We start from the raw sequence: 20325 nt of genomic DNA on the forward strand, positions 1-20325 counted from the left end.
TCCCCATGGCCGAGACACGCCCCACATCGACCGACCAGGACATCAGCGAGGCGCTCGGCGAGCGCGTGCGCCGGGCCGCCGAGGCGGGCACCCCGCTGCGCATCGTCGGCGGTGACACCAAGGCCTTCTATGGTCGCCCCGTCGAGGGCGAGACGCTCTCGACCCGTGAGCACCGCGGCATCACCTCCTACGACCCGGTGGAGCTGATCGTCTCGGTGCGCGCCGGCACGCCGCTGGCCGAGCTCGAGGCCGTGCTGGCCGAGCAGGGCCAGATGCTCGGCTGCGAGCCGCCCCACTTCGGCGACGACGCCACCGTGGGCGGCATGGTCGCCACCGGCCTCTCCGGCCCGCGCCGCCCCTGGGCCGGCAGCGTGCGCGACTTCGTGCTGGGCATCCGCCTGATCACCCAGGACGGTGTACAGCAGCGCTTCGGTGGCGAGGTGATGAAGAACGTCGCCGGCTACGACCTGTCGCGGCTGATGGTCGGCGCCCAGGGCACCCTGGGGCTGGTCACCGAGATCTCGCTCAAGGTGCTGCCGCGCCCCGGCGCCCGCCAAAGCCTGCGCCTGGAGCTGCCCCGGGCCAAGGCCATGGCCAGGCTCTCCGAGTGGGGCCGCTCGCCGCTGCCCCTCACCGCGGCCGCCTGGCACGACGGGGCCCTGCACCTGCGCCTGGAGGGCGGGCCGAGCTCGGTGGCCGCCACTCGGGCCAAGCTGGGCGGCGACGACCTGGACGACGGCTACTGGGCGGACCTGCGCGAGCAGCGTCTGGCCTTCTTCTCCCGCGAGGACGCCCGCCCCCTGTGGCGCCTCTCGCTGCCCCACAACACCCCCTCGCTGGGCCTGCCCGGCGTCGAGGAGGCGGACCTGCTCTACGACTGGGGCGGCACCCAGCGCTGGCTGCGCAGCGACCTCGACGCGGCCACCCTGCGCGAGGCCTGCGCCCGCGCCGGCGGCCACGCGACCTGCCTGGGCGAGCGCGAGGGCGCCGGCCAGGCCGACCCCTTCATGCCGCTGGAACCGGTGGTGGCGAAGTACCACCGCGCCCTGAAGGACCAGTTGGACCCGAAGGGCATCTTCAACCCCGGCCGACTCTACGCGGCACTCTGAGACCTGAAGGGAACGTCCGAGATGCAGACGCACTTTACCGAGGAAGACCTCCAGAAGCCCCACATCCGCGAGGCCGACCGGGTCCTGCGCAGCTGCGTGCACTGCGGCTTCTGCAACGCCACCTGCCCCACCTACCAGCTGCTGGGCGACGAGCGCGACGGCCCCCGCGGGCGCATCTACCTGATGAAGGAGATGCTCGAGAGCCGCGACGACGACCACCAGGTGACCGAGGAGACCCGGCTGCACCTCGACCGCTGCCTCACCTGCCGCAACTGCGAGACCACCTGTCCCTCCGGCGTCGAGTACCACAAGCTGCTCGACATCGGCCGCGCCGAGATCGAGCGGCGAGTGCCCCGCAAGCCCGCCGAGCGCGCCCTGCGCTTGGGGCTGCGCAAGGCGCTGGTGGAACCGAAGCGCTTCCAGGCGCTGCTCAGGCTCGGCCAGACCTTCCGCCCGCTGGTGCCCGGCTCGCTCGCCGCCAAGATGCCGCCGGCCCCGGTGGACGCCGGCGCGCGACCCGAGGGGAGCCGCCATGCCCGCCAGATGCTGATCCTCGAGGGCTGCGTGCAGCCCGGGCTCTCGCCCAACACCAACGCCGCCACGGCCCGGGTGCTCGACCGTCTCGGCATCGGCCTGACCCCGGCGCCGGAGGCCGGCTGCTGCGGCGCCATCGACTACCACCTCAACGCCCAGGAGGCCGGGCGGGCGCGGATGCGCGCCAACATCGACGCCTGGTGGCCCCATATCGAGAAAGAGGGCGAGGCCGGGGTGGAAGCCATCGTCCAGACCGCCAGCGGCTGCGGGGCGATGGTCAAGGAGTACGGCGAGGTGCTCGCCGACGACCCCGACTACGCCGAGAAGGCGGCGCGCATCAGCGCCCTGGCCAAGGACCTGGTGGAGGTGCTGCGCGACGAGGACCTCGCGGTGCTCGCCGTGAAGGAGAGCCGGCGGCTCGCCTTCCACTGCCCCTGCACACTGCAGCACGCCCAGAAGCTCGGCGGCGCGGTGGAGCAGGTGCTGCGCGGGCTCGGCTTCACCCTGACCCCGGTCCAGGATGCCCACCTCTGCTGCGGCTCGGCCGGCACCTACTCCGTCACCCAGCCGGCGCTCGCCACCCAGCTGCGCGACAACAAGCTCGACCACCTCGAGGCCGGCAACCCCGAGATGATCGTCACGGCCAACATCGGCTGCCAGACCCACCTGGCCGGCGCCGGCCGCACCCCGGTGCGCCACTGGATCGAGATCGTCGACGAGGCCCTGGCCTGACCCATTTCAAGATCTCGAAAGACCCGACCATTCCTGAACGAGGAGCTATACCATGCAGACCAAACCCGTCCTGACCCTGGATGACGTCAACGCCCTGCTGGACGCGGGCCAGAAGGAAGCCGAGGCCAACGGCTGGGCCGTGACCATCGCCGTGGCCGACGACGGCGGCCACCTGCTCGGCCTGCGTCGCCTCGACGGTGCGCCGCCCTTCAGCGCCGGGGTCGCCGCCGAGAAGGCCCGCAACGCCTCCATCGGCCGCAAGGAGACCCAGGTCTTCGAGGACATGATCAACAACGGCCGGACCGCCTTCGTCACCGCGCCGATGGAGGCCCTGCTGGCCGGTGGCGTGCCGGTGATCGTCGAGGGCCAGGTGGCCGGCAGCGTCGGCATCTCCGGCGTCAAGCCGGACCAGGACGTGCAGGTAGCCAAGGCCGCCGTCGCCGTCATCGCCTGAAGCGCTCGTCTGGCCTACCCTTGAAGCCCCTGCCGGCCTACCGGCGGGGGCTTTCGCTATCTGCCACCGAGGACTCCATGCCGCCGCTGCATCTCCTGCCCCCCCTGGGCGCCGTGCTGATCTGGTCGGGCAACATGACCATCAACCAGCTCACCGTGGGCACCATCGCCCCGAGCAGCATCGCCTTCCTGCGCTGGCTGCTGGCGTTCGCCGTGCTCACCCCCTTCCTGCTCCCCGCGGCCTGGCGGCATCGCACGACCCTTCGCCGGGAATGGCCGAAGCTGTCCGTGCTGGGACTGCTCGGCATGGGGCTGTGGCAGGGGCTCGCCTACGTGGCGGCCGAGACCACCAGCGCCACCAACATGGGCATCCTGGCCGCCATGGTGCCCCTGCTCACCGTGCTGCTCAGCGCCCTGATCCTGCGTGAGGCGCCGACCCTGGGCGGCACCCTGGGCGGGCTGCTGGCCCTGGCCGGGGTGGCCCTGCTGCTGGGACGCGGCGACCCGCTCTCGCTGCTCGACCTCGACGTCGCCACCGGCGATGCCCTGATGCTGATCGCCGCCACCTGCTACGCCCTCTACGGGGTGATGCTCAAGCGCTGGCCGCTGGCCCTGCCGCCCTGGGTGCTGCTCTATGCCCAGGTGGGCTGCGCCGTGCTTCTGCTGCTGCCCCCCTACCTGCTGGGCCCCCGCACACCGGTGGACGCCCAGAATATCGGGCTGATCCTCTATGCCGGCCTGCCGGCCTCCATCGTCACCACCTTCCTGTGGATGCTGGCCATCCGCCAGATCGGCGCCAGCCGCGCGAGCATCTTCATCAACCTGATGCCGCTGTTTGCCGCGCTGATCGCCATGGCCTGGCTGGAAGAGCGCCTGGCGCTCTTCCACCTGACCGGCGGCGCCCTGATCCTGGCCGGGGTGATCATGGCCCAGACCCTCACGCGCCCCCTGATGCCGCCCGCGGCGACCGGGACGCGTGCCGAGCGTGATAGACTGCCCTCATCTCGCCGATGACCCAATAAAAGGACGCGCCATGTCCCTCGACGACCTGCATCTCAACCTGCGCAACCTGACCCCGGACGACTATCCGCAGCTCAAGACGCTGATGGACCAGGTCTATCATGACATCGGCGGCGCCTGGCCCGAGGCCACCATCGACAAGCTGATCGCGGAGTTTCCCGACGGCCAGATCCTGATCGAGGACGACGAGACCATCGTCGGCGTGGCCCTCACCGTGCTGGTCGACTACGACACCTTCTCCAACCCGCACCGCTACGACGACCTGATCGGCAAGCGCGAGACCATCCTCAACGACCCGGACGGCGACGCCATGTACGGCCTCGACGTGCTGATCCATCCGGACTACCGCGGCTACCGCCTGGGTCGGCGCCTCTACGAGGCGCGCAAGGAGTTGTGCCGCTCCATGAACCTGCGCTCGATCCTCGCCGGCGGGCGCATCCCCCACTACTACCAGCACGCCCACGAGCTCTCGCCGGCCGAATACCTCGACAAGGTGGCCCGCAAGGAGATCCACGACCCCATCCTCTCCTTCCAGCTGGCCAACGACTTCCAGGTCAAGCGGCTCTTGCGCAAGTACCTGCCGGAGGACGAGAAGTCCCAGGGCTACGCGACCCTGCTGGAGTGGAACAACATCCTCTTCGAGCCGGCCGAGCGGGTGCTGGAGAACCGTCCGACCCAGGTGCGGGTCGGCGCGGTGCAGTGGCAGATGCGCGAGTTCTCCTCGGTGGAGTCGGTGCTGCAGCAGGTCGAGTACTTCGTCGACGCCCTCGCCGACTACCAGAGCGACTTCGCGGTCTTCCCCGAGCTCTTCAACGCGCCCCTGATGGGCCTGCAGGACCGCGCCGCCCAGCAGGACCAGATGGCCGCCATCCGCTTCCTCGCCGGCTTCACCGAGCAGTTCAAGAGCGAGCTCTCGCGCATGGCGGTCTCCTGCAACATCAACATCGTCGCCGGGTCGATGATCGAGGAGCACGAGGACGGCCGGCTCTTCAACGTCTGCTACCTCTTCCATCGCGACGGCAGCATCGAGTCCCAGGCCAAGCTGCACATCACGCCCCAGGAGCGCCGCGACTGGGTGATCGAGGGCGGCGACGAGCTCCAGGTCTTCGACACCGATGCCGGCCGGGTGGGCATCCTGATCTGCTACGACGTCGAGTTCCCCGAGCTCTCGCGGCTGCTCGCCGACCAGGAGATGGACATCCTCTTCGTGCCCTTCTGGACCGACACCAAGAACGGCTACCTGCGGGTGCGCCACTGCGCCCAGGCACGCGCCATCGAGAACGAGTGCTACGTGGTGCTGTGCGGCAGCGTCGGCAACGTGCCCTCCATCGAGAACATGGAGATCCAGTACGCCCAGTCGTCGGTCTTCTCGCCCTCGGACTTCGCCTTCCCCCACGACGCCGTGCTCTCCGAGACCACGCCCAACACCGAGATGATCATGTTCTCGGACCTCGACCTGACCCGGCTGACCGTGGTGCGCGCCGAGGGCTCGGTGACCAACCTCAAGGACCGGCGCAAGGACCTGTTCGACCTGCGCTGGCGCGACTGGTCCTGGAAGTCCGGGGCCAACCTGGAGGAGAGCTGACGCCATGCTCGGCCGGCTGCTGCGCCTGGGGGGGCGGCGCTTCGAGGCACGCCACCCCTTCCCCGCCGCCGACTGGGACGAGGCCCGGGCGCGGGTGGCGCTGCTCGCCGTCCTGCCCGACGACCAGGCCGAGCGGCTGGGGCATCGCGCCTGGGGCTTCGTGCATGCCAAGCGCCTGAGCCTGCATCCGGAACTCGCCGGGACGGTCACCTTCGACGCCCCGGCCAGGCTCGCCCTGGCGGGCCAGGCCTGCCTGCTGACCCTGGGCTGGTGCGACAGCGAGCACCGGGAGGCCTTCGCCAACGTCCACGAGATCCTGATCCTGCCCGACGCCTTCCAGCGCCGCGTGGAGGAGATGGACGAGTTCGGCGTGGTGCACGAGTACGACGACGAGCGTGCCGGCGAGACCTCCCTGCAGGGCCCGGTGGTGGTCGCCTGGCCCGACCTGATGGCGAGCGGCGGGCTCGACGGCTTCAACGTGCTGATCCACGAGCTGGCCCACAAGCTCGACCTCGGCAACTCCCTGGACGTCGACGGCTTCCCGCCGCTGCCCCGGGAGATCGACCCGCGGGAGTGGTATCGCATCTTCATGGGGGTCTGGGGGGACCTCCAGGCGCGCCTCGCCCGGGGCGAGGCGACGCCCATCGACGACTATGCCGCGAGCCACCCCGGCGAGTGCTTCGCGGTCTGCTGCGAGCACTTCTTCAGCGACCCCGACCGCCTCCACCGCGCCTATCCGGCCCTCTACGGCCTGCTCTCCCGCTACTTCCACCAGGACCCGCTGGCCCACCTCCCGGCACACGCCGGCCCCTTCGACGCCTGGTGACTCGGCGCCCCACCTCGACGGCGCCCGGCGGTTCGAGGCCCCGGAGGCCGCCTCAGCCGGGCAGGGCCAGAGGCGCCCTCAGCCACTCCCAGAGCGTCGCCGCCTCCGCCCGGGCGGGCGCGCGGGCCGGCCGCACCAGCCAGAACCCCTCGTCGCTCTCGACCGGCCAGTCGAGCGCCGCCACCAGGTCGTCGCGCCCCTCCACCAGCCGCTGATGGGTCAGGGCCACGCCCTCGCCCAGCGCCGCGAGCGACAGCGTCATGCTCTGGGTATCGCAGGTCAGCGATGCGCAGCGCGAGGCCAGGGTTGGCATCCCCACCGCCTCCAGCCAGGCCGGCCAGCCCACCTCGAACCCCAGGGCGTGCAGCAGGGTGTGCGCCGCCAGGTCCGACGGCGTGGTGATGCGCTCGGCCAGCGCCGGAGCACACACCGGCAGCATCGTCTCCCGGCCCAGGGAAACCGCCTCCATCCCCGGCCAGCTGCCCTGCCCGTAGCGGATCTCGAGATCGGCGCCCTCGGGACCGAAGTCATCCGGCCAGATGGCGCTGATCAGCCTCAGCGCCACCTCGGGATGCTCGCGGCGAAAGGCGCGGATGCGCGGCGCCAGCCAGTACTGCTGCATCACCGGCGTGGTGCGCAGCGTCACCGGCGCCTCCCCGCCGCCGCCGAAGACCTCCTCGGTGCCCTCGGCCAGGCGCGTGAAGCCATCCTGCAGGCACGGCAGCCAGGCCTGCCCCGCCGGCGTCAGGCTGAGGCTGCGCGGGTGGCGCACGAACAGCTTCTGGCCCAGGCGATCCTCGAGCAGGCGCACCCGCTGGCTGATCGCCGCCTGGGTCACGCCCAGCTCCTGGCCGGCGGCGGTGAAGCTCAGGGTGCGCGCCGCCGTCTCGAAGGCCTGCAGCCACAGCAGGGGGGGAAGCCGACTCATGAATAACCTACCTATAAATTGAGTGGGGTCATAGGGGCCAGATTAATCGTTTGTCGGCGAACCGGCCAGCCGCCACCATGGGCGCCTTCACAAGGGAGGAGCCGATCATGACCGATACGCCGATTGCCGACGCACGCGCCGTCCTGCCCATGGGCGAACTGACCCCCCACGCCGAGGGACCGGCGCTCATCGAGGCCACGGCGGCCGGACGACAGCTGGCCCTTGGCTGGGGCAACGGCGACCGGGCCCGGTTTCCGCTGACCTGGCTGCGCGACCACTGCGCCTGTGACGAGTGCCGCCATCCGATGACCCGCGAGCGCCTCTACATGGCCCTCGAGGTGCCGGAACAGGCCCCGGCGACGGCGCTCGAGGACGGCAATCTGGTCCTCACCTGGGCCGACGGCCACGTCAGCCGCTTCGACGCCGTCTGGCTGCATCAGCGCCGCCCGGGCCAGGCGCGGGAGGATGCCGTGCCGTCGCGCCGTCCCTGGGCCCACGACTACCGTCCCACCCGCGTCGACCACGCCGACTTCGTGGCCGGCGCCGAGGGCGAGCGCGCCTGGCTCACCGCCCTGCTGCGCGATGGCCTGGTGCTGCTCGAGAACGGCCCGCTGGCCGACGAGGAAGTGAGCCGCCTGGCGGGCCGCATCGGGCCGCTGCGCGCCACCAACTTCGGCGCCCGCTTCGACGTCAAGTCCAAGCCGAACCCGAACAACGCCGCCTATACCTCCATCGGCCTGGCCCTGCACACTGACCTGCCCAACTGGCGCAACCCGCCGGACATCCAGCTGCTCTACTGCCTGGAGAATGATGCCGAGGGCGGCGAGTCCACCTTCTTCGACGGCTTCGCCGCGGCGGAGGCGCTGCGCGTCGAGTCGCCCGAGGCCTTCCGGCGGCTGGCCGAGACGCCGATCGACTTCCGCTTCCAGGACGAGGAGCACGACCTGGTGTGGACCGCGCCGGTGCTCGCCCTGGACGAGCAGGGCCGGGTCATCGAGGTCCGCCTCAACAACTGGATCCGCGACACCCTGCGCCTGCCCCTCGAGGAGATCGATGCCTGGTACGACGCCTACCGCGCGTTCTGGGCGCTGGCCCAGGATCCCGCGAACCGGCTCGAGTTCTCCCTGGCCCCGGGCGAGATGGTCGCCTTCGACAACCGCCGGGTGATGCACGGCCGCAACGCCTTCGATCCCGGTACCGGCCGGCGCCACCTGCAGGGCACCTACCTCGATCTCGACATGTGCGAGTCCCGCCTGCGGGTGCTGGCCCGCGAGGCCTGATCCCCCCTTCCTTTCTGGCCGCTGCCCGACACAACATCAAACCGGTAGCGGCCTTCCCCCCATCACAAGGAGATCCCATGCGTCTTTCCCCGACGACTCCCGCCCTGCCGCTGATCGCGCTGCCCCTGAGCCTGGGCCTGGCGAGCCCGGCCCTCGCCGACGACGCCACCCTGGACATCGGCGTGCCTCCCTGGCCCGGGGTCACGGTCAAGAGCGAGATGGTAAGCCAGCTCCTCGCCCCCCTGGGCTACGAGACCCGTACCCACGACGTTGGCCTGCAGGTCGTCTACCAGGGGCTGGAGACCGGCGACATCGATGCCCTGCTGGGCGGCTGGATGCCGGCCCAGCAGAAGATGTTCGCCCCCCGCGAGGAAAGCGGGGTGATCGAGGGCCTGGTCAACAACATCGAGGGCGCCCAGATGACCCTCGTGGTCCCGGACTACCTCCATGAGCAGGGCATCACCAGCTTCGCCGACCTGGACGACCATCGCGAGGCCTTCGACGGCAAGATCCATAGCTTCGGGGCCGGTTCCGCCGCCAGCGATGTGCTCTATCAGGCCATCGACGACGACGCCTGGGGGCTGGGCGACTGGGAGGTGGTGGACACCAGCGTGATCGGCATGCTCGGCGCCGCCAGCAGCGCCATCAGCCGCGAGGAGCCCATCGTCTGGGTCGGCTGGACGCCGCACTGGATGAACCTCGAGCTGCCGATGCGCTACCTCGACGATCCCAAGAACCTGTTCGGCGAGGACAACGGCGCGACCGACGTCCTGACCGTGCTGCGCAGCGACTACGGTGACGCCCACCCCAACCTGGAACGCTTCTTCGAGCAGTTCACCTTCGCCGCCGAGGAGCAGAGCTGGATGATCCAGCAGTTCGGCCAGGAGGAGCGCGAGGTCGAGGCGGTCGCCCGAGAGTGGCTGCAGGAGCACCCCGAACGCGTCGCGGCCATGCTCGAGGGCGTGACCACCGCGGACGGCGACCCCGCCTGGCCGGTGGTGAAGGCCAGCCTGTGAGCCGCTGACCCGGCGGCCGCTTTGGCCGCCGGCCGCGCTGCCGTATGCTTGGGGCCCCGTCGCCAAGGATTCGCGCGCCATGAGCCACCGCCTCGTCCTCGTCACCGGCCTGCTGGTCGTCCTGCTGGCCCTCGGCCTGCTGTGGCAGTGGCTCGCCATGCGCGACCTGCTCACCGTGGAGAGCCTGATGGCGCTGGCCAAGGGCTCGGTGGCCTGGCGCGACGCCCCCTGGGCGGTCGCGGTGGTGATGGCGGTCTACGCCGGCGCCTCGCTGGTGATGTTCCCGCTCAGCCTGCTGGTGGCCCTGACCGGCCTGCTGTTCGGCCCCTGGTGGGGCTTCGCCTATGCCCTGGCCGGCACCCTGGCCGCCTCGATGCTGACCTGGTGGGTGGGGCGCCGACTGGGCCGCGAGGCGCTGATGCGCCACGGCGGCCGGCGCCTCCAGGGCCTGTCGCGCTACCTCTCCGGGCGTGGCATCCGCACCATGACGCTGGTCAACCTGCTGCCGCTGGCTCCCTTCACCCTGACCAACATGATGGCCGGCGCCTTCCGCCTGCGCTTTCGCGACTACATGATCGGCTCGCTGCTGGGCATCGCCCCGGGGCTCGCCGGCGTCACCCTGCTGGGCAGCCAGCTGGGCCAGCTGGCCACCGCCGAGAGCCGCGGCGAGCTTTACTGGGCGGCCGGCGGCGTGCTGGCCGGGGTGGCGCTGCTGGTGGGGCTGAAGCGCTGGGCGGACCGGCGCCGCCGCGCCCGCTGAGGGCTACTCCCGGGGCGCCTCGGTCTCGTCCTCCTCGCGGTGGCCGGGCCACCAGGCGGGGCGCTCCTGCTCCCACTCCTCCTGCACCAGGTGACGCAGCAGGCGCCCGCGATGGCGCAGCATCTGCCACTCGGCGCCCAGCCGATGGCGAATTCGCTCCCAGCCGCCTTCATCGGCATGGGTGAAGGGTCCCCCTCGGGCGATCGCCTGACGATAGACGGCCAGGCAGCGCGCGGCGCAGCGCGCCTCGTCGTAGCCGGCGGCGGTCGCCAGCGCCGCCTCGGCGAGCGCCGCGCGCGCCTCATCCACGGCCAGCGCCGCCAGCGCCTGGGTCATGGCCTCGAGGTCGTCGCCGGCGATCAGCCGGCCGTTGCGGCCCTCGACCACCACCTCGCGCACCCCGGGGGCATCGAGGGCCACCACCGGCAGCCCGGCCGCCATGGCCTCGGCCACCACCATGCCCTGGGTCTCGCTGTGGGAGGCGAAGGCGAAGACGTCCATGGCGTGGTAGGCATCGATCAGCGCCTGGCCCTGGAGGCGGCCGGTGAAGTGCAGGCGACCCGCCACGCCCCGCGCCGCCGCCGCCGCCTCGATGTCGCGGCGCGCCTCGCCCTCGCCCACCACCAGGGCGTGCGCCTCGGGCCGCGCCGCCAGGGCGCCGGCCAGCGCCTCGGCCAGGAAGGCCAGGTTCTTCTCCAGCGCCAGCCGCCCCAGGTGACCCATCACGTAGGCCCCGTCGGGGATGCCGAGGCGCTCCCGCCAGGCACCGCCGTCGCCCCGGGCGAAGCGCGCGGTGTCCACGCCGCTCGGCACCACGCTGATGGCGGGGTTGGCCTCGCGCCGGCGCAGCAGGTCGCGGATGCTCTCGCTGGGGGCGATCACCTCGTCGCACAGCCAGGTGTACTGGGTCGCCAGCGCCACGGCGAAGCGCTGCATGCGCGGCGAGTCGCCGGGCACGTAGTGGGTGTAGTGCTCGTAGAGGGTGTGATGGGTGAAGATCAGCGGCAGGCCATAGGTCTCGGCGGCCCGGGCCGCGGTATCGCCGAGCAGGAAGGGGTGGTGGGCGTGGACGATGTCCGGCTCGAAGGCCTCGATCGCCTCGTGGAGCTGGCCGGGAATCGGCACCGGCAGCGAGAAGTCGCTGCCGTTGAAGTGCTGCATGGCCACCACCCGCACCACGTCGCTCTCGTCGTCGGGCTGGCCCTCCAGGCGCGGCGCCACCACCAGCACCCGGTGGCCGGCGGCCTGCAGCTGGCGCTTGAGCCGCTGGACCGACTCGCTGACCCCGCCGACGATGGGCAGGTAGGTGTTGGTGAACATCAGCACATTCACGGGAACGGGGCTCCTCGACTGGCGGTGGCGCCATTCTGCAGGGAAGGCCGGCGCCTGGCCATCTCTGTTCAGGATAGGCAAGCGAGGCCCGGGGCGAGGGGGCGCCGGGGAAAGGGCCCACCCGCGGGAGCGCCGAGACCCGACGGGATTGGCTTTGCCGCCCCGCGCGGTAGACTGGCAGGGTCATCCATGGAGCCTAGGAGCCGACCCATGACCCACCGCATCGCGGTCCTTCCCGGCGACGGCATCGGCAAGGAAGTCATGCCCGAGGGGCTGCGCGCCCTCGAGGCCGCCGCCCAGCGCTTTCACCTCGACCTCGCCCTCGAGTCCTTCGACTTCGCCAGCTGCGACTACTATGCCGAGCACGGCCAGATGCTGCCCGACGACTGGTTCGAGCGGCTCAAGGAGTTCGATGCCCTCTTCTACGGTGCGGTGGGCTGGCCGGACACCGTGCCCGACCACGTCTCGCTGTGGGGCTCGCTGCTGCAGTTCCGCCGCCGCTTCGACCAGTACGTCAACCTGCGCCCCTGCAAGCTGCTGCCGGGAGTGAAGAGCCCGCTGGCGGGCCGTGTGCCCGGCGACATCGACTTCTACGTGGTGCGCGAGAACACCGAGGGCGAGTACTCCAGCGTCGGCGGCAAGATGTTCGAGGGCACCGAGCGCGAGGTGGTGATCCAGGAGACGGTGATGACCCGCACCGGGGTCGACCGGGTGCTGAAGTATGCCTTCGAGCTGGCCCAGAGCCGCCCGCGGAAGCGGCTCACCTCGGCCACCAAGTCCAACGGCATCGCCATCACCATGCCGTGGTGGGACGAGCGCGTGAAGGCGATGGGCGCGCACTATCCCGAGGTGTCGGTGGAGGCGTTCCATATCGACATCCTGGCCGCCAACTTCGTGATGCACCCCGACTGGTTCGACGTGGTCGTGGCGAGCAACCTGTTCGGCGATATCCTCTCCGACCTGGGCCCGGCCTGCACCGGCACCATCGGCGTGGCGCCCTCGGCCAACATCAACCCCGACGGCACCTTCCCGAGCCTCTTCGAGCCGGTGCACGGCAGTGCCCCGGACATCGCCGGACGCGGCATCGCCAATCCCATCGGCCAGATCTGGTCGGCCGCCATGATGCTCGAGCACCTCGGCCACCCGGAGGCCGGCGCGGCCATCGTCGAGGCCTTCGAGGCGGTGCTCGCCGAGGGCGATGCGGACCTGCTCACCCCCGACCTGGGCGGGCGCGGCACCACCGAGACCCTCGGCCGCGCCATCGCCGAGCGCATCGCCGGCTGAGCGAACTCGGCATCCCGACACGCGACGGCCCCCGCTCAGGCGGTGGCGGTCATCCCCCCTCTCCGCTTGGTGGGCGACCCGGTCGGTTCAAGGCCCGTCCACCCCGTCGTCATTGACCGTCTCACGCCCAGTGATCGCAGCGCCAGTCAAGATGACGCGGAGATTGCCATAGCCAAAATACTGACTTGCGTCAAGATGTCGCGGAGTAAAGGAGGACGAAAAAGGAGATAGGTGATAAGTTATAACAATATTCAATATAAGAATAACAAACTTCTGACAACTCGCGCAGGAGCCCCCTCATGTCCGGTCTTCCTCTCGAGCCGCCGCGTCTGGGTCGCCGCCAGCTTCTCAAGCTGGGCATGGGCGCCGGCGCTGCTGCTCTGATGCCACTTTCCGGCCTGCAGGCCAACACCGTCTCCACCCGCGTTCGCGTGGTCATCCTCGGCGGCGGCGCTGCCGGCATGTCCATGGCCAATCGCCTGGCCATGCGCCTCTCCGGCGCCCGCATTACCGTCGTGGAACCCAGAGAGCAGCACTATTACCAGCCCGGTTGGACCCTGGTCGCAGCCGGACTCTGGGAAGCCGATAGCACGGTACGCTCCAATGCCGACTTCCGCCCCGCCGGCATCGACTGGGTCAGCCAGCAGGCGGTGGGTATCGATGCCGATGAACGCCGCATTACCCTGGCCGATGCCAGCACGCTCGCATATGACATCCTGGTGGTCGCCACGGGTCTGCAGCTCAACTATCACCTGATCGACGGCATGTCGACGGACCTGATCGGCAGTCACGGTATCGGCAGCGTCTATGCCGGCCCCCAGGAGGCGGCTCGCACCAGCGACGCCATCGAGGAGTGGCTTGCCGCCGGCAGCGGCCGGGGACTCTTCACCAATCCCCAGACGGCCATCAAGTGCGCCGGGGCCCCCATTAAGATGGTCTTCACTACCCAGTCGCGCATCAAGCAGGTTGGCAACCGGAATGATTTCCACCTGGCCTACTTCACTCCCAGCGACCGCATGTTCAGCCAGCCCTGGATCAACGACTTCCTCAAGCAGCGCCTCGATCGCGACAACATCACCCGCCATCATGGCTGGCACCTTTCCGCCATCGACCCGCAGGCCCGCCAGGCCGAGTTCACCGGCCAAGAGGGCAACAAGGAAACTCGCGACTATGACTTCCTGCACGTCGTGCCGCCCATGAGTGCCCCGGATTTCGTCAAGGGCAGCGACCTGATTGCCCGGGAGGGTCCCTTTGCCGGCGAGTGGCTGGATACCGACATCTACACCATGCAGCACAACCGCTATCCAGAGGTGTTCGGTATCGGTGACGTGATCGGCGCGCCGATCAACAAGACCGCAGCCAGCGTCAAGGCCCAGGCCCCCGTGGTCGAGGAGAACATCGCTGCCTTCCTGGAGGACAAGCCGCTACCTGCACGCCATAACGGCTATACCTCCTGCCCGCTGATCACCGAAATCGGCACGGCGATGCTGGTGGAGTTCGGCTACGACAACGACATGGCCTTCCTGCCCTCCTTCTCGTTCATCGATCCCAAGGAAGAGTCCTGGGCGGCTTGGGTGCTGAAGGACTACATGTTGCAGCCCGCTTACTACGCCATGCTGGAAGGCCGAGTCTGAGGAGACCTGACTATGAATTTCACTCTGTCCGGCATCCTGGCAGTGATGTCCCACGCTATCCCACCCTTCTTGCCGCTGATCCTGGCGACCCTGGCCCTGCTGGTGGTCGCCCAGCTGGTCGGACGGCTGCGCGGCTACAGGTTTGCCGACTACCGTTGCTTGCCAGCTGGCATCATCGCCCTGCTGGCTGGAGTCTCGAGCCTATGGTGGCTGCCCATGCTGACCCATTCCCGGCTCGGTCTTGTGGCTACCGTCACTGACTGGGCGGCGCTGGTAGCGGCGGCGCTCGGCGTCGCCCTGATCACCTGGCTGGTGCTGCACCCGTTGAGCTATCTGGTCCGCGGCCCCCGCCGGCACTGAGCCCCTCAAATGATCGAGCACCAGTATCCGGGGCTTTCGCTCGCCTTCTCCCGTCGCTCCATCGGCCGAGGGGCCCCAGTGTAGAATCGATGGAACAAAAGGACGCGAGGAAATTTGACGCAACCAGTCGGCCGGAACGAAGCGTCACGCCCGGCGGTATACGCCCTCGATGAGACGTACCCGGTCCACGGCCAGCCAAGGCCGGCACCAACCGGCATGACGTGCGGCAGTGCATTCCTGACCACTCCCCAGCACACGTCGCGCTGCCAGCCCGCTTATCCCCCACAGCTGGATCGATATTCCTGCGGCAGATCCTGGCCTATGCTGGTCCGGGAATGCGATGTCTCCGACGCGAAGCGCATCTACCCGGTCACGACCCGATGACCACAGACCAAGGAGCGCCACCATGACGATCTTCGAAGCCTTGCGTGAAGACCACCAGATCCAGCGGGAACTGCTGGAAGATCTCCTGCAGACCTCTGGAGACAGCCAGGAGCGTGACCAGCTCTACCGCCAGCTGCGCGCCGAGCTTCAATACCATGCTGCCGCTGAAGAACGCGCCCTCTACGTCCCGATGATGGCAAACGACCTGACCCAGGAGAAGGCACGTCACAGCGTGGCGGAGCATCACGAGATCGACGAACAACTCGAGACACTGGATGCCACCGACTACACCTCGCCTGCATGGCTGACCCAGGCCAGGAAGCTGAGCGAACTGGTGATCCACCATCTCGATGAGGAGGAACACGAGGTCTTTCAGCTCGCGGGCCGGGGGCTTGCGGAAAACCAGAAAACCGAACTTGCCGAAGCCTATCGGCAAGAAATGGCGAGACAGCGGCAGGACGCCTAGGAGTGCGAGGGAGGGCTGGACTGACGGAAGACACCCTCGATGATCCTGACCCGGTCCGCAGCCAGGTTGTCGCGCAGGTTGCGTCCCATCTCGGCGAAAACCTCGCCGAAGATCAGCCCCGGCCCGGGCAGCGCGGGGCCGGACGCGGCGGCCTCGCCCTCCCGGCGGCTATGCTTGCGCCGCCACTCGAGCGCCGCCGCGGTGACGTCCTGCACCGCCACCGGGACGAAGCCGCCCGCGGTGAGCAGGGCCTCGAGGGCGTGGCGGGAGCGCAGGTGGCTGGTCGCCGCGTCTCGCGCCCAGGGCACCGGGAGCAGCAGCGGCGACGCCTCGTCGCCCGCCACCACCTCATGCAGCAGCACCCGGCCGCCCGGCACCAGGAGCCGCCACCATTCGGCCAGCACCGCCGCCGCATCGGGCATGTTCATCAGCGCGTGCTGGCACCAGACGACCTCGACGCTGGCGTCCGGCAGCGGGACCCGCGCGGCATCGGCGCACAAGAAGTGCGTCCGGTCGTCGAGCCCAGTGGCGCGACTGAGCCACTGCGCCACCTCGACGAAGGCCGGGGTGATGTCGAGCCCCGTCACCTCGCTGCCGAACGCCGCCGCAAGCAGCCGGCTGGCCCCGCCGGTGCCGCATCCCACGTCCAGCACCCGATCGCCGGGCACCAGCTCGCCCCGGGCCGCCAGCGACCGGCTGGCCCGGCGCCCCCCGAGGTGCAGCTGGTCGATGCCGGCGATCGCATCGAGGGTCAGCCGCTCCGGGTCGTGGCCCGCGGCACCAAAGGCCTCGCGCAGCCTCGCCGCGAGATCTGGCTCGCCGGCGGCGCGGGGGGCATCATAGTGAGCCACGAGGGGGCGGGCGGCGAAGCGATCCACGGGGTCGGTCATGGCGGCGTCCTGGCGACGTGCTGAGGAAGGTGGCGCTGCCAGTCTACCCGCCGCGTGCCGCGCCCCCTATCCTGCAAAGGTCACGCCCGACCGCCATTTTCGACCGCTTCACGACAAGGAGTCTGTCGCCATGTCACGACCGCTGCTCACCGCGGCCCTGCTGGGGCTCGGCCTCGCCGGCTGCACCGGCCTGCCCGAGGGCACCCGCGCCGTCTCCGACTTCTCGCTCGATCGCTACCTCGGCCGGTGGTACGAGATCGCCCGCCTCGACCACGGCTTCGAGGAGGGGCTCGACTGCGTGACCGCCGACTACTCGCGTCGCGAGGCGGGCGGCGTGCGGGTGATCAATCGCGGCGTGGACCTCGCCGCCGGCGAGGAGAGCGTCGCCGAGGGCAAGGCCTACCCGATCGGCGCACCGGGCGAGGGCCGGCTGAAGGTCAGCTTCTTCGGCCCCTTCTACGCCGGCTACAACGTGCTCGCCCTGGACCCGGCGTACGACTGGGCCCTGGTGGCCGGCCCCGACCGCGACTACCTGTGGCTGCTGTCGCGCACCCCCGAGCTCGCGCCCGCCACCTACCAGACGCTCGTCGCACGCGCCCGGGCGCTGGACTTCCCGGTGGAGGAACTGATCGAGGTGGAACAGGGCGAGGCCTGCGCCGCCTGGCGCTGAGGAAATTTCACCCTGGGCCCCGCCACTTTCATCCGCCCGACGCGGGGTCTTGAGTCCCTCGAGCCGCGACGGGAAGGTGACGGCCATCACCATCATGCCAACAACAGGTGTCCGCATGCCCTCCGAGATGAGTCTCGAGCAGTTCTTCGCCCGCCTCTGGGACGACTACACCGCCATGACGCCCCAGGCGAGCCGCCTCCACGCGGCCCTGGTCGCCGACGGCGAGACCATCGTCAACGACCACGTGGCCTTTCGCACCTTCGATCGTGGACCGATCCGCCTGGCCGAGCTGGAGCCCCACCTGCTGGCGCTGGGCTACACCCGCCTGGAGCCCTACGACTTCGAGGCCAAGAAGCTGCGCGCCTGGGGCTACCTGCCGCCCCGCGACGACCAGCCGCGGGTCTTCCTCTCGGAGCTGAAGTGCGACGCGCTCTCCGCGTCGGCCCAGGCGATCATCGACGACCTGGTGGCCCAGATCGACCCCGCCCGGATCGCCTCGCCCGAGGTGATGTGGGCCGGCCGCCTCTGGGAGGCGCCGAGCTGGGAGGCCTACCAGGCCCTGGCCGAGGAGAGCGAGTACGCCGCCTGGCTGTCGATCATCGGGCTGCGCGCCAACCACTTCACGATCAGCGTCAACCGGCTGCGCCAGACCCCCACCCTGGCCTCGCTGCTGGAGAAGGTCGAGGCGCTGGGGCTTTCCATCAACACCTCCGGCGGGCGCATCAAGGGCTCGCCGGAGGTGCTGCTGGAGCAGGCCTCGACCCTGGCCGACCGCATGCCCTTCACCTTCGCCGGCGGCCGGGTCGAGGAGATCCCCACCTGCTACTACGAGTTCGCGCGCCGCTATGCCGACGCCGAGGGTCGGCTCTACCAGGGCTTCGTCGCCGCCAGCGCCGACCGCATCTTCGAATCCACCGACGTGCGCCGCGACCATGCTCTCTGAGTGGCTGGACCAGGCGCTGGAGGGGCGTGAGCCGGCGGCTCGCGAGGGGCGCGTGCCCGGCGGGCGCTACCGGCTGCTCGCTCCCGGCGTGCTGGAGCTCGTGCCGGACACCTGCCGCGACGAGGCGCGGGCCTGCGTGCTCTCGGTGGGCATCCACGGCAACGAGACCGCCCCCATCGAACTCGTGGGCGCGCTGCTCGCGCGGCTCGAGGCGGGCCTGCTGACGCTGGGCGCGCCGCTGCTGGTGCTGCTCGGCCATCCGGAGGCGATCCGGCGCGGCGAGCGCTTCGTCGCGACCAACCTCAACCGGCTGTTCCGGCGCGACCTCATCGAGGCCGGCGACGAGCCCGACCGGGCGCGGACGCTGATGGCCGCGGTCGACGCCTTCTACGGACGCCACGCCTCGCTTGCCCCGCTGCACTACGACCTGCACACGGCGATCCGCGACAGCCGCTTCCCGCGCTTCGTGGTCGAGCCCTTCGGCGAGACGCCGACGCCGCCGGCGCAGTGGCAGTGGCTGGCCGGCGCCGACATCCAGGCGGTGCTCCACCAGCACCGCCACAGCTGGACCTTCTCGCACTACTCGAAGCACTACCACGGCGCGGCGGCCTTCACCCTGGAGCTGGGCCGTGCCCTGCCCTTCGGCGCCAACGACCTCGCGCCGCTCGCCCCCATGGGCCGGCTGCTCGAGGCGCTGGTCGAGGGCCGCGCGCCCGAGGGCGACGCGCCCACCCGCATGGCCTTCTTCCGCGCCGAGCACGAGCTGATGCGCCACGCCCCGGACTTCCGGCTCTGCTTCCCCGATGACACGCCGAACTTCACCGAGTTCGCGCCGGGCACCCGGCTCGCCGAGGACGCCAGCGCCGGCCCCTTCGACGTCGGCGAGACGCCGCTGTCGGTGGTCTTCCCCAACGCCAGGGTCGAGATCGGCGCCCGGGCGGCGCTGCTGGTGGTGCCGAGCCCGCCACCGGCCTGACGGCCCGGCCCCGCTTGGGGCCAGGCCCCTCACGGACAATAACAACAGCCAGGAGACACCCCATGCCCTATGCCCCGCGCCCACGGAATCACGCCCGGCTCGCCGAGACGTCGTGTCCCCCTGCCGGAATGTCGCCGGCCTGTTAGAATCGCCTCCTTTTTGATCGCCGGGCCGCCGCCGGGGGCCGCGTGCCCCTGGACCGACGTTGCCCCCGCCCCCGGCACGCCTCGCAGCGACGGCGATCAAGGACCTATGTTGATCACGGAAGCATGCTGGTCACAGACCTGCGATGATCGCCCCCGCGCCGGCCGATCCTCGATGCGGCGGACCACCCACGATCTGGAGCCCGTTTCATGGCCGATACCCCGATTCCGCTGGAAGTGCGCAATATCACCAAGCGCTTCGGCGACACCGATGTCCTCAAGGGCCTCTCCCTGAAGGCCCACAAGGGCGATGTGATCACCCTGATCGGAGCCTCCGGCTCCGGCAAGAGCACCTTCCTGCGCTGCATGAACCTGCTCGAGCAGCCCGACGAGGGCGACCTGATCGTCCACGGCGAGAACATCCAGTTCAAGCTGACCAAGCACGGCCGCGAACCGGCCGACTGGAAGCAGGTGGTGCGCATGCGCGCCAAGCTCTCCATGGTGTTCCAGGGCTTCAACCTCTGGGCCCACATGACCCTGCTCGAGAACATCATCGAGGCCCCGGTCCACGTGCTCGGCAAGCCCAGGCAGGAGGCGATCGCCCACGCCCGCGAGCTGCTCGAGCGGGTCGGCCTCGCCGAGCGTGCCGACTACTACCCGGCCCAGATGTCCGGCGGCCAGCAGCAGCGCGGCGCCATCGCCCGGGCACTGGCCATGGACCCGGAGGTGATGCTGTTCGACGAGCCGACCTCGGCGCTGGACCCGGAGCTCGTCGGCGACGTCCTCAAGGTGATGCGCGACCTCGCCCGGGAGGGGCGCACCATGATCGTGGTGACCCACGAGATGGCCTTCGCCCGGGACGTCTCCAGCCAGGTGATCTACCTGCACCAGGGCCAGGTCGAGGAGGCCGGACCGCCCGACGAGGTACTCGGCAATCCCCGTTCCGAGCGCCTCAAGCAGTTCCTGGCGCCCAAGCACTGATGGGCCGGCCCGGGACAAG

The 20325-nt window shown here is 70.1% G+C and carries 20 protein-coding genes; 17 read left to right on the plus strand and 3 right to left on the minus strand.

The genetic code is table 11. The features are described 5' to 3' along the window. The first annotated feature begins 5 nt into the window (after positions 1-5). The 6 genes from glcE to FIU83_RS14350 all read left to right on the plus strand — a co-directional run bounded on the left by glcE (position 6) and on the right by FIU83_RS14350 (position 6259). Positions 6-1109 carry a glycolate oxidase subunit GlcE gene (glcE, locus tag FIU83_RS14325; RefSeq protein WP_152484667.1) on the plus strand — a complete coding sequence of 368 codons (1104 nt, stop codon included), beginning with the start codon at positions 6-8 and terminating at the stop codon, positions 1107-1109. Positions 1110-1130: 21 nt separating this feature from the next. Beyond that, positions 1131-2375, plus strand: coding sequence for a glycolate oxidase subunit GlcF (gene glcF, locus FIU83_RS14330; protein ID WP_152484668.1), 1245 nt, complete (start codon positions 1131-1133; stop codon positions 2373-2375). A gap of 52 nt (positions 2376-2427) precedes the next feature. Further along, positions 2428-2829 (plus strand): heme-binding protein, encoded by a 402-nt coding sequence (locus FIU83_RS14335; RefSeq protein WP_152484669.1) that lies wholly within the window; start codon positions 2428-2430, stop codon positions 2827-2829. A gap of 77 nt (positions 2830-2906) precedes the next feature. Further along, a complete protein-coding gene (locus tag FIU83_RS14340; RefSeq protein WP_152484670.1) occupies positions 2907-3842 on the plus strand; it encodes a DMT family transporter in 936 nt (311 codons plus the stop codon). Positions 3843-3861: 19 nt separating this feature from the next. Next, the gene (locus FIU83_RS14345) at positions 3862-5433 is read left to right on the plus strand and encodes a bifunctional GNAT family N-acetyltransferase/carbon-nitrogen hydrolase family protein (protein WP_152484671.1); all 1572 of its coding nucleotides are present in this window, start codon (positions 3862-3864) and stop codon (positions 5431-5433) included. Positions 5434-5437: 4 nt separating this feature from the next. Beyond that, positions 5438-6259 (plus strand): zinc-dependent peptidase, encoded by an 822-nt coding sequence (locus tag FIU83_RS14350; RefSeq protein ID WP_152484672.1) that lies wholly within the window; start codon positions 5438-5440, stop codon positions 6257-6259. Positions 6260-6311: 52 nt separating this feature from the next. Here the strand turns inward: FIU83_RS14350 and FIU83_RS14355 are convergent, their stop codons facing one another. Beyond that, positions 6312-7187 (minus strand): LysR substrate-binding domain-containing protein, encoded by an 876-nt coding sequence (locus FIU83_RS14355; protein ID WP_152484673.1) that lies wholly within the window; start codon positions 7185-7187, stop codon positions 6312-6314. A gap of 107 nt (positions 7188-7294) precedes the next feature. Here FIU83_RS14355 and FIU83_RS14360 point away from each other — a divergent pair, with 107 nt between their 5' ends. The 3 genes from FIU83_RS14360 (at position 7295) to FIU83_RS14370 (ending at position 10243) form a co-directional block, all read left to right on the plus strand. Next, the gene (locus FIU83_RS14360) at positions 7295-8467 is read left to right on the plus strand and encodes a TauD/TfdA family dioxygenase (RefSeq protein WP_152484674.1); all 1173 of its coding nucleotides are present in this window, start codon (positions 7295-7297) and stop codon (positions 8465-8467) included. Between the two features lie 77 nt (positions 8468-8544). Further along, the gene (locus FIU83_RS14365; RefSeq protein WP_152484675.1) at positions 8545-9483 is read left to right on the plus strand and encodes an ABC transporter substrate-binding protein; all 939 of its coding nucleotides are present in this window, start codon (positions 8545-8547) and stop codon (positions 9481-9483) included. A gap of 79 nt (positions 9484-9562) precedes the next feature. Next, positions 9563-10243 (plus strand): TVP38/TMEM64 family protein, encoded by a 681-nt coding sequence (locus FIU83_RS14370; RefSeq protein WP_152484676.1) that lies wholly within the window; start codon positions 9563-9565, stop codon positions 10241-10243. Positions 10244-10246: 3 nt separating this feature from the next. Here the strand turns inward: FIU83_RS14370 and FIU83_RS14375 are convergent, their stop codons facing one another. Continuing rightward, positions 10247-11575, minus strand: coding sequence for a glycosyltransferase (locus FIU83_RS14375; protein WP_152484677.1), 1329 nt, complete (start codon positions 11573-11575; stop codon positions 10247-10249). A 210-nt stretch (positions 11576-11785) separates the two neighbouring features. On the opposite strand from FIU83_RS14375, the gene FIU83_RS14380 reads away from it, so the two are divergent. The 4 genes from FIU83_RS14380 (at position 11786) to FIU83_RS14395 (ending at position 15703) form a co-directional block, all read left to right on the plus strand. Further along, positions 11786-12859 carry a tartrate dehydrogenase gene (locus tag FIU83_RS14380; RefSeq protein WP_152484678.1) on the plus strand — a complete coding sequence of 358 codons (1074 nt, stop codon included), beginning with the start codon at positions 11786-11788 and terminating at the stop codon, positions 12857-12859. Positions 12860-13158: 299 nt separating this feature from the next. Continuing rightward, on the plus strand, positions 13159-14493 hold the full coding sequence (locus tag FIU83_RS14385) for an NAD(P)/FAD-dependent oxidoreductase (protein WP_152484679.1): 1335 nt from the start codon (positions 13159-13161) through the stop codon (positions 14491-14493). A 12-nt stretch (positions 14494-14505) separates the two neighbouring features. Next, positions 14506-14853, plus strand: a complete 348-nt coding sequence (locus FIU83_RS14390; RefSeq protein WP_152484680.1) for a hypothetical protein — start codon at positions 14506-14508, stop codon at positions 14851-14853. Positions 14854-15259: 406 nt separating this feature from the next. Continuing rightward, on the plus strand, positions 15260-15703 hold the full coding sequence (locus FIU83_RS14395; protein WP_152484681.1) for a hemerythrin domain-containing protein: 444 nt from the start codon (positions 15260-15262) through the stop codon (positions 15701-15703). Here the strand turns inward: FIU83_RS14395 and FIU83_RS14400 are convergent. Continuing rightward, positions 15700-16593: a class I SAM-dependent methyltransferase gene (locus FIU83_RS14400; RefSeq protein ID WP_152484682.1), complete on the minus strand. Its 894-nt coding sequence runs from the start codon at positions 16591-16593 to the stop codon at positions 15700-15702. The genes FIU83_RS14395 and FIU83_RS14400 overlap by 4 nt on opposite strands. Before the next feature lie 130 nt (positions 16594-16723). On the opposite strand from FIU83_RS14400, the gene FIU83_RS14405 reads away from it, so the two are divergent. The 4 genes from FIU83_RS14405 to FIU83_RS14420 all read left to right on the plus strand — a co-directional run bounded on the left by FIU83_RS14405 (position 16724) and on the right by FIU83_RS14420 (position 20306). Then, on the plus strand, positions 16724-17263 hold the full coding sequence (locus FIU83_RS14405; RefSeq protein ID WP_152484683.1) for a lipocalin family protein: 540 nt from the start codon (positions 16724-16726) through the stop codon (positions 17261-17263). A 115-nt stretch (positions 17264-17378) separates the two neighbouring features. Then, positions 17379-18206 (plus strand): DUF1338 domain-containing protein, encoded by an 828-nt coding sequence (locus FIU83_RS14410; RefSeq protein ID WP_253939488.1) that lies wholly within the window; start codon positions 17379-17381, stop codon positions 18204-18206. Then, positions 18196-19182 (plus strand): succinylglutamate desuccinylase, encoded by a 987-nt coding sequence (locus FIU83_RS14415; protein ID WP_152484684.1) that lies wholly within the window; start codon positions 18196-18198, stop codon positions 19180-19182. Before FIU83_RS14410 ends, FIU83_RS14415 begins: the two co-directional genes overlap by 11 nt. A 353-nt stretch (positions 19183-19535) precedes the next feature. Continuing rightward, complete coding sequence (locus tag FIU83_RS14420; protein ID WP_152484685.1) at positions 19536-20306, plus strand: ABC transporter ATP-binding protein; 771 nt, start codon at positions 19536-19538, stop codon at positions 20304-20306. Positions 20307-20325 lie beyond the last annotated feature (19 nt).

The organism is Halomonas sp. THAF5a, assembly GCF_009363755.1.
Classification (GTDB): Bacteria; Pseudomonadota; Gammaproteobacteria; order Pseudomonadales; family Halomonadaceae; genus Halomonas.

What these genes read in the sequence shown, in the direction of transcription:
- glcE (WP_152484667.1), top strand. Translation starts at nt 6, where the DNA reads ATGGCCGAGACACGCCCCACATCGACCGACCAGGACATCAGCGAGGCG.
- glcF (WP_152484668.1), top strand. Translation starts at nt 1,131, where the DNA reads ATGCAGACGCACTTTACCGAGGAAGACCTCCAGAAGCCCCACATCCGC.
- FIU83_RS14335 (WP_152484669.1), top strand. Translation starts at nt 2,428, where the DNA reads ATGCAGACCAAACCCGTCCTGACCCTGGATGACGTCAACGCCCTGCTG.
- FIU83_RS14340 (WP_152484670.1), top strand. Translation starts at nt 2,907, where the DNA reads ATGCCGCCGCTGCATCTCCTGCCCCCCCTGGGCGCCGTGCTGATCTGG.
- FIU83_RS14345 (WP_152484671.1), top strand. Translation starts at nt 3,862, where the DNA reads ATGTCCCTCGACGACCTGCATCTCAACCTGCGCAACCTGACCCCGGAC.
- FIU83_RS14350 (WP_152484672.1), top strand. Translation starts at nt 5,438, where the DNA reads ATGCTCGGCCGGCTGCTGCGCCTGGGGGGGCGGCGCTTCGAGGCACGC.
- FIU83_RS14355 (WP_152484673.1), bottom strand. Translation starts at nt 7,187, where the DNA reads ATGAGTCGGCTTCCCCCCCTGCTGTGGCTGCAGGCCTTCGAGACGGCG.
- FIU83_RS14360 (WP_152484674.1), top strand. Translation starts at nt 7,295, where the DNA reads ATGACCGATACGCCGATTGCCGACGCACGCGCCGTCCTGCCCATGGGC.
- FIU83_RS14365 (WP_152484675.1), top strand. Translation starts at nt 8,545, where the DNA reads ATGCGTCTTTCCCCGACGACTCCCGCCCTGCCGCTGATCGCGCTGCCC.
- FIU83_RS14370 (WP_152484676.1), top strand. Translation starts at nt 9,563, where the DNA reads ATGAGCCACCGCCTCGTCCTCGTCACCGGCCTGCTGGTCGTCCTGCTG.
- FIU83_RS14380 (WP_152484678.1), top strand. Translation starts at nt 11,786, where the DNA reads ATGACCCACCGCATCGCGGTCCTTCCCGGCGACGGCATCGGCAAGGAA.
- FIU83_RS14385 (WP_152484679.1), top strand. Translation starts at nt 13,159, where the DNA reads ATGTCCGGTCTTCCTCTCGAGCCGCCGCGTCTGGGTCGCCGCCAGCTT.
- FIU83_RS14390 (WP_152484680.1), top strand. Translation starts at nt 14,506, where the DNA reads ATGAATTTCACTCTGTCCGGCATCCTGGCAGTGATGTCCCACGCTATC.
- FIU83_RS14395 (WP_152484681.1), top strand. Translation starts at nt 15,260, where the DNA reads ATGACGATCTTCGAAGCCTTGCGTGAAGACCACCAGATCCAGCGGGAA.
- FIU83_RS14400 (WP_152484682.1), bottom strand. Translation starts at nt 16,593, where the DNA reads ATGACCGACCCCGTGGATCGCTTCGCCGCCCGCCCCCTCGTGGCTCAC.
- FIU83_RS14405 (WP_152484683.1), top strand. Translation starts at nt 16,724, where the DNA reads ATGTCACGACCGCTGCTCACCGCGGCCCTGCTGGGGCTCGGCCTCGCC.
- FIU83_RS14410 (WP_253939488.1), top strand. Translation starts at nt 17,379, where the DNA reads ATGCCCTCCGAGATGAGTCTCGAGCAGTTCTTCGCCCGCCTCTGGGAC.
- FIU83_RS14415 (WP_152484684.1), top strand. Translation starts at nt 18,196, where the DNA reads ATGCTCTCTGAGTGGCTGGACCAGGCGCTGGAGGGGCGTGAGCCGGCG.
- FIU83_RS14420 (WP_152484685.1), top strand. Translation starts at nt 19,536, where the DNA reads ATGGCCGATACCCCGATTCCGCTGGAAGTGCGCAATATCACCAAGCGC.